Source organism: Dolichospermum circinale AWQC310F, assembly GCF_000426925.1.
Lineage (GTDB): Bacteria > Cyanobacteriota > Cyanobacteriia > Cyanobacteriales > Nostocaceae > Dolichospermum > Dolichospermum circinale.
This window is the reverse complement of the sequence record NZ_KE384669.1, coordinates 67440-74938: the sequence shown is the minus strand read 5'-3', so window position 1 is coordinate 74938 and position 7499 is coordinate 67440. Positions and strand designations below refer to the sequence as shown.

4 protein-coding genes are annotated in these 7499 nt (G+C 37.3%); 2 read left to right on the top strand and 2 right to left on the bottom strand.

The window, feature by feature from the left end:
• Positions 1–926: 926 nt before the first annotated feature.
• On the top strand, positions 927–1226 hold the full coding sequence (locus tag ACIR310F_RS0105340; RefSeq protein WP_015079494.1) for a 30S ribosomal protein PSRP-3: 300 nt from the start codon (positions 927–929) through the stop codon (positions 1224–1226).
• 51 nt (positions 1227–1277) lie between these two features.
• Here ACIR310F_RS0105340 and ACIR310F_RS0105335 read toward each other — a convergent pair whose 3' ends face one another.
• A complete protein-coding gene (locus ACIR310F_RS0105335) occupies positions 1278–2999 on the bottom strand; it encodes a serine/threonine-protein kinase (protein ID WP_035367644.1) in 1722 nt (573 codons plus the stop codon).
• A 163-nt stretch (positions 3000–3162) separates the two neighbouring features.
• Positions 3163–5835, bottom strand: coding sequence for a DUF3536 domain-containing protein (locus tag ACIR310F_RS0105330; protein ID WP_028082926.1), 2673 nt, complete (start codon positions 5833–5835; stop codon positions 3163–3165).
• Between the two features lie 458 nt (positions 5836–6293).
• On the opposite strand from ACIR310F_RS0105330, the gene cax reads away from it, so the two are divergent.
• Positions 6294–7397 (top strand): calcium/proton exchanger, encoded by a 1104-nt coding sequence (gene cax / locus ACIR310F_RS0105325; protein WP_028082925.1) that lies wholly within the window; start codon positions 6294–6296, stop codon positions 7395–7397.
• Positions 7398–7499: the final 102 nt, after the last annotated feature.

The following is a 7499-nucleotide window of genomic DNA, read 5'->3' as shown; positions in this document are numbered from 1 at the left end:
TCCCAATGAAATTGATCAGGCAAACCTTTCTCCTCTGGATCTTCACTTTTGAGATCATACATCGTCGGTAACACTTCTTGGGGTGAAGGAGGTGGATCTGTTTGATACATAGTAGTATTCCTGGAAAATATACTTGATTGTGTGTTCACAGTGTCTTAAAACCCACGCAGATGGATTTTCTTTGTGTACAAGATGAGTCACTTATGCTAATAAATCATAACTTACAGCAAGTTCAGCTTGAGTGAAGTACACCTTGTGCGGGCATCTTGCCCGCACCACAAGAGTTTTATTATTAATATCTGTACTTCATAATATCGGGAACTGCTGTATCTTTTCCCAACCGCAGACCAGGACATTTTTGCAAAAAACTGGCCACTTTTTGATCAACATCTGCATTATTAATTTGTTGTTGTGTATTATTATTTGTGTATTATTATTTATAATATACAATTTAGAGGAGTATGAATAATATGACCATAGATAACAATACTTTAGATTTAGTCACTGGGGGATTAGCAATCATGATTTTAGTAGGGGGAATGTTGATGATGTTTACTACCATTTTCACTACCAAGAAATAATTAATTACCTCCCTGACAAAAACTGAGTAATTAATAGTATCAGCAAACCTAATTTTTTGAAGAGAATGGGGAATTGGGATGATAATCTTTAAACAACTCAGTTAAGCAAACTAACAATCAATTAAATCTAATAAAGTGTAAATAGAATAATTAAAATTCTTTTTAATACGCAACTATACATCCCTTTATAGTAGAGGTCAGAAACATCTTTTATGGACGGAAAACAAGAAAATAACTAAAAAAATCAGATTTGTCTGATAAATATTGGTCAATTAGTCAAAGATTGAGTTAAAATGAGGGGTCGCAAACTCAAGCAAAAAACCCGGATATTCCCCGGAGGTGTAATTGACCAAGTTCATTTTAAAAATTCTCTGGTTAGACGAAAACGTCGCCCTCGCAGTTGACCAAGTGGTTGGCAAAGGTTCTAGTCCCTTAACCAAATACTTTTTTTGGCCCAGAAATGATGCCTGGGAAGAGCTAAAAAAAGAGTTAGAATCCAAACATTGGATTACAGATGTTGACCGCGTGGAGTTGCTGAATAAAGCCACGGAAGTAATTAACTACTGGCAAGAAGAAGGCAGAAAACGCCCAATGGCAGAAGCGCAATTAAAATTTCCAGAAGTTGCCTTCACTGGTAGCGCCTGATTATTTTCAACTGATAATTGATAATTGACGATAATTAATTATTGTCAATTATCATCTACGCCATAATTTGATTGTTTTGTCTTTGCTACCACTGACAATTAATTCTGTATCATCGCTAATAGCAACGCTAGATACTGAGTCTGTATGACCTACAAGGCTGGTAATTTCTGATTTTGTGCTGATTTGCCAAATTTTCACTGTTTTATCCCAACTGCCACTAATTAGCATTTCCCCATCTGTACTAAAGGCTACAGCTACTACTGACCAGGAATGACCGGAAAGTGTGTTAATTAATTCACCAGTGTTAATATCCCATAATTTAATTGTATTATCACCGCTACCAGTTGCCAATAAATTTTGATTGGTGGGACTAAATGCAACTGTCAAAACTGCCCAAGTATGGCTTAAAAGAGTTGTTAATAATTTATATTTTCCGTTTTGTAGTTGCCAAATACGAACTGTTTTGTCATGACTAGCACTAGCTAAAAGTTCCCTTTGAGGACTAAAAGCAACAGCATTTACTTGTAATTTATGTCCAGTTAAAGTGTGAAGTTCTAAACCTGTATTTATATCCCATATTTTAATAGTTTTATCCCAACTTCCACTGGCTAAAATTTGCCCATTATGATGAAATGCTAGAGACTTGATAGCGTGGAAGTGTCCACTTAAAGTCTGAATTATTGTTAATGTTTTTATGTCCCATAATTTGATAGTTTTATCATCACTAGCAGTGGCTAAAATTGTCCCATTGGGATTAAATTTAACTGCTGTTATGGCTTGGGTATGTCCTTTCAAATTAGCTATTAATTGTTGAGTTTTTAAATCCCATAATTTAATACTTTTATCATCCTCACCACTTGCTAAAATTTGACTATCAGGGCTTAATGCTATGGTATTAATAGGACTATGAATTTGATTTGTGATTGTATGATAAAGTTGCCAATCACCCTGGGAAATATGAGATGATAAACGCAAATAATTAGCTTTAATTCCCAAGTTGTAAATAAGTTCATTTGCCGATTTCCAGCGTTCTTGTAAATTGTGTTTTACCAGTTTATCAAGGGTTTGCGCTAAATGTTCACTAATTTGATTAGTTAAATAATCTCGCCATATCCAGCTATGATGATTAATATTAAATAATTCAAAGGGTGGTATGTGAGTTAGTAAATAAATACAACTTACACCTAAACTATATAAGTCACTTGCGAAAACGGCTTTACCTTGTATTTGTTCTGGAGAAATATATTCTGGACTCCCAACTATATCATCTTTAAATTGATTTCTATTGACAAATTTAACGACTGTAAAATCAGTTAAAAATAGATTTTCTAATGAATTTTGATTTTGGTTAACAGTCCGCCAAATAATATTTTCTGGGTTAATATTGCGGTGAATAATTTGATGATTATGAATAAAACTGAGAACTGGTAATAAAGTTTTTAAAACTTGCCAAATCTGATTTTCATTAAAAACACCTTGCTTTTCTAACACAGTAGCTAAATTATCACCTTCGATAAATTCCTGAATTAAATAATCATATTTGTCTTCTGTAAAATAGCTGATTAATTTGGGAATTTGAGGATGTTTACCTAGTTCGGTTAATTGCTGTGCTTGATATTCAAAATCTTCAACTGTTTGCTCTGAAAACGACAATTTTTGAACAATACAAGCAAGGGGAGGAAATTGATTTTCATCTACAGCAAGAAATGTTTGATAAAATTCCCCTTTAGCAATCTGTTTGATCAAACGATAACGGTTTTTAATTAAGATCATAAATCGCAGAATCATAGCAAGACAAGAGGCAAGAGGCAACAGTTAAGAGATTTTCAGGGTTCGTCTTTTGTTCGGTAACAAACCGCCATAAAAACACAGAAAAAAGATGAGAATTTTTAGATGAAAATTTTAGCTTTTGGTGGGCATTGCCCACCCTACAAATTTACACTAATTTATCCAAAAATGGACTAACATCAACCGCTAGTTTTTGTCCTAATTTCAGTAATTGACGACATTGTATGGCTTCTGCTTCACTGTTAATATTGGTAATTCGTGGCAATATTTGACTGTGTAAACAACTCCAATATAGTTCTTGGGATTGGTTTAAATTAATGCCAATATGCAGCTTATAACCAATATCAATTAACCGTTCTAACCGTTGGATATCTGTATCCAAATTGCTATTCGCATCATACAATAATTGCCACAATAACCTAACTATTAATTGTTCTAGGATTTGATTGCCTTCGGGAATATTTAATTGACAACGAAGCTGTTCAGCTTCATGAGATATCGCTTCCAATTCTACCATTAGATTCCAGCTTAATTGTGCTTCATTAATATCTTGTTCTAGCGATAGCTGCGCTTGCTGTAGCGATCGCAATGTTATCAAACAACGATGTCCTAAAGCAATTTCTGCTGCTACTTGTAATTCCCGTGGTACTTCTAATCCATCTCGATGAAAAGCCATGATGACACCGTAATTATCACGATAAGCTTGAGTATATAATTGGTCTAATCGTGCCAATGTTTCCTGACTTAACAACCGCATAATCCGATGACGTTCTTCAGCAAATAGAGTTTGTAAACTAAAGGCTTCACCCCCAAATACTTGAGTCATTACCAAAATAACATGAGCTACACTAGCCTGCTGTAAGGCTGTAAACAGCTTTTCTTTAATTTCACCATAGTTACGTCTGCCAGTAAACTGTTGAATGCAGCAGTGAAAATCCCAACCCCCCAAATGCAGTACAGCAAATATTAAATTTTCACTTTCCCAGGTAATATCTGACACTAGCTGCAAATGTCCTACTACCATAGTTAACGGACCAATGCGCTGTTTATGGTAATCTAACTCATGGGCAGTATAGCAATAGACTCGCTGATGATTACCATGGGATTGTTTATCTGTATCTTGTCCAGAAATAGTATTTTTGCGATGATTAAATAAGGAAGTAATACCATAATGGGCGGCGACTTGTTTAAATCCAATTTGAGCAGTTAATACCAATTTATGATATATATCTGCCCCATGTTTAAACTCTTCCACATTACTAGGAGCTAACATCAGGCGTTTAAGAAAACCCTTTTCTAACTGTACACCTGATACATCTCCTGCTAATTCTAAAGCACGGGCGGCATAACGTAAAATTTGTGTTCCCTCCGGGCGGGAAATTTCTTCAAAAAACCAGCCGCAACTAGTGAACATTAGTAAAGAATGACGCTGCATTTCCAACAAGCGTAAAGCCTCTACCTGTTCACCAGCGTCTAGTTTATGAGTTTGATGACGAGATAAAAAATGGCTAACATTAGTATGAGAACGATCAGACATGACGTGAATATATTCGTCCCTTGCTTGCCAAGGATTACGGAATAACATACCACCATGTTTTTCATAAACATCAGTTAACTGATCCCGTAACCAATTTAACGCATTTCGTAGCGGCCGCCGCCATTTTTGATGCCACACACCTCCTTCACCACCACAACCACAATCATCTTGCCATCTATCCACACCATGGGCGCAACTCCAGGCTGTGACGGGCTTTAATTGCACTTCCCAACTAGGAGGATTTAAACTCAAATAATGGGCGTAGTTGGTGACAGTCCAACCATGACGAGGAAACTCACCAATAAAGGCATAGGCCAAAGTCTTCTCCGTGCCTTTTTTGTGGTGTCCAAAAGTCTCCCCGTCCGTGGCTACAGAAATTAATTGGGACTGACGATGATCCCCACGAATAGCCGCCCCCACCCGGCCTGCAAAATGATGGGAATTATAGACAACATCACTAAAACCCATATCCCGCGAAATCGGACCATCATAGAAAAAGATATCAATATAGGCCTGTGATTTTTTTCCAGTTTTCTGACTATCTAAATAACAACGATAGGGACGAGTGGGATCAATCTGATTACCCCCTACCTCATGCCATTGACCATGGGGATCATCCTCTGTCGGGCAAGGACGACAACGTTGGGCTTGAGAAGGTGCTAAAATGATGAATTTAATCTTTTCCGCTACCAATGCCTCTAGGGTGGCATAATCCACGGCTGTTTCTGCTAACCACATCCCTTCGGGATCACGGCCAAAGCGCGAACGGAAATCTTCTTTACCCCAGCGAATTTGTGTGTATTTATCTCTTTCGTTGGCTAAAGGTAGGATAATATGATTATATACTTGAGCGATCGCATTGCCATGACCATTTAACCGTTGGCAACTTTTAGCATCAGCCTCCAAAATCCGCTGATAAACGGACTCATCGTAGCGTTCTAACCACGACATCAGCGTTGGACCAATATTAAAGCTCATGTACTCATAATTATTCACAATCCCCACAACTTCTCCACGGTCATTTAATACCCTTGCAAAAGCATTAGGACGATAGCATTCCCAATGAATGCGCTCATTCCAGTCATGAAAGGGCGTAGCACTGGGTTGACGTTCAATTGCATCCAGGTAGGGGTTTTCTCTAGGGGGTTGATAAAAATGACCATGAACTGTAACATAAACACCTTGAGCAATTTTCAGGGGATCATGTTCAGGACTGTATTTAGCCCGTTTATCTAATGGTAAGATCGAGACAGAACTACTTGGTATTTCCGCTGCTGAAGTCATATTTTGTTACCCAAATAAATGTGCAATTTTGAAAAAGATTCTTGCTATGTCTACTTTTCTACAATTGTTGTCTCACAAAATCAGTTATAAATAAAACATAAGAAACAAAACTAAATCTTATCACAATCATTTCTAAACAAGAATACAACTATAGGAATCCGGTTTGATTTTGTGAATTTACTTGTGTGGTCAGGGAACAGGGAACAGGGAACACAGGAAGAAAGACGGAGTCTTGTATGGCTACGCGACGCAAGCTATCAAAAATCAAATATTATTCCTATATAGATGAAGCCAATTACCCATTACCAATTACCCATTACCAATTACCAATTACCAATTACCAATTACCAATTACCGATTACCAATTACCAATTAGCAGCCCTGGCAGATATGATAGGTGTGCAAATGCAGATGATATTTCAGACATCTGTGCCAGATCCCCTGAAATTAAGGTAAAAATGTCAATCAAGAACATTATTTTCACCGTACTGCTGCTGTTTATACCTGTATCTTTAGCAGCCCACTTTTTAGAATGGGGAGACTTAATAATCTTCATCACTGCTGCATTAGCTATACTACCACTAGCCGCTTGGATGGGTACTGCGACCGAAGAAATAGCTGTGGTAGTCGGTCCAATTCTAGGCGGGTTTTTAAATGCGACTTTTGGTAATGCTACAGAATTAATTATTGCCTTAGTTGCCCTGAATGCAGGACTAATTGATGTTGTCAAGGCCAGTATTACTGGATCAATTATCGGTAATTTACTCCTAGTCATGGGTTTATCCATGTTACTAGGCGGTATTCGTTACAAAGAACAAACATTTGAGTCAGTTGTAGCGCGGGTAAATGCCTCCTCCATGAACTTGGCGGTAATTGCCATTTTACTACCAACTGCAATGAACTATACCTCAACAGGTATTAGCGAAAAAACGGTACAGAATCTCTCTCTAGCCGTGGCTATAGTCTTAATTCTAGTTTACGGCTTAACACTACTATTTTCTATGAAAACTCATGCGTATTTGTATGAAGTTGGTGTAGTAGACGTAGAAGGAATAGAAGGAGAAGAAGAGGTTTCCCATGAAAAACCAAATATTTGGTTGTGGACTGGTGTACTTTTAGCCTGTACCTTGTTAGTTGCCTTTGAGTCAGAATTATTAGTCAGTTCCCTAGAAGTTGCTACATCTAAACTAGGTTTAAGCGCACTATTTACTGGGGTGATTTTAGTCCCCATTATCGGTAACGCTGCTGAACACGCTACCGCTGTCACCGTAGCCATGAAAAATAAAATGGATCTTTCTATGTCTGTCGCTGTGGGTTCAAGTATGCAAATTGCCCTATTTGTGGCCCCAGTTTTAGTCATTGCTGGTTGGATAATTGGTCAACCTATGGATTTAGATTTTAACCCATTTGAATTAGTAGCCGTTGCTGTCTCAGTGTTAATTGCTAATAGTATTAGTTCTGATGGTAAATCTAATTGGTTAGAAGGGACTTTACTTCTAGCAGCTTATACTGTATTAGGTTTTGCCTTTTACTTTCATCCAGTTGCCAATAGTATTGGTTAAACTATTACCCTAGTCAAATCTTGACAATCTGAGATTCCCAATCTATTTAGATTAGATTGGGAATTTTTTTATACTCAAACACATTGCAATCTGCTATAAGTC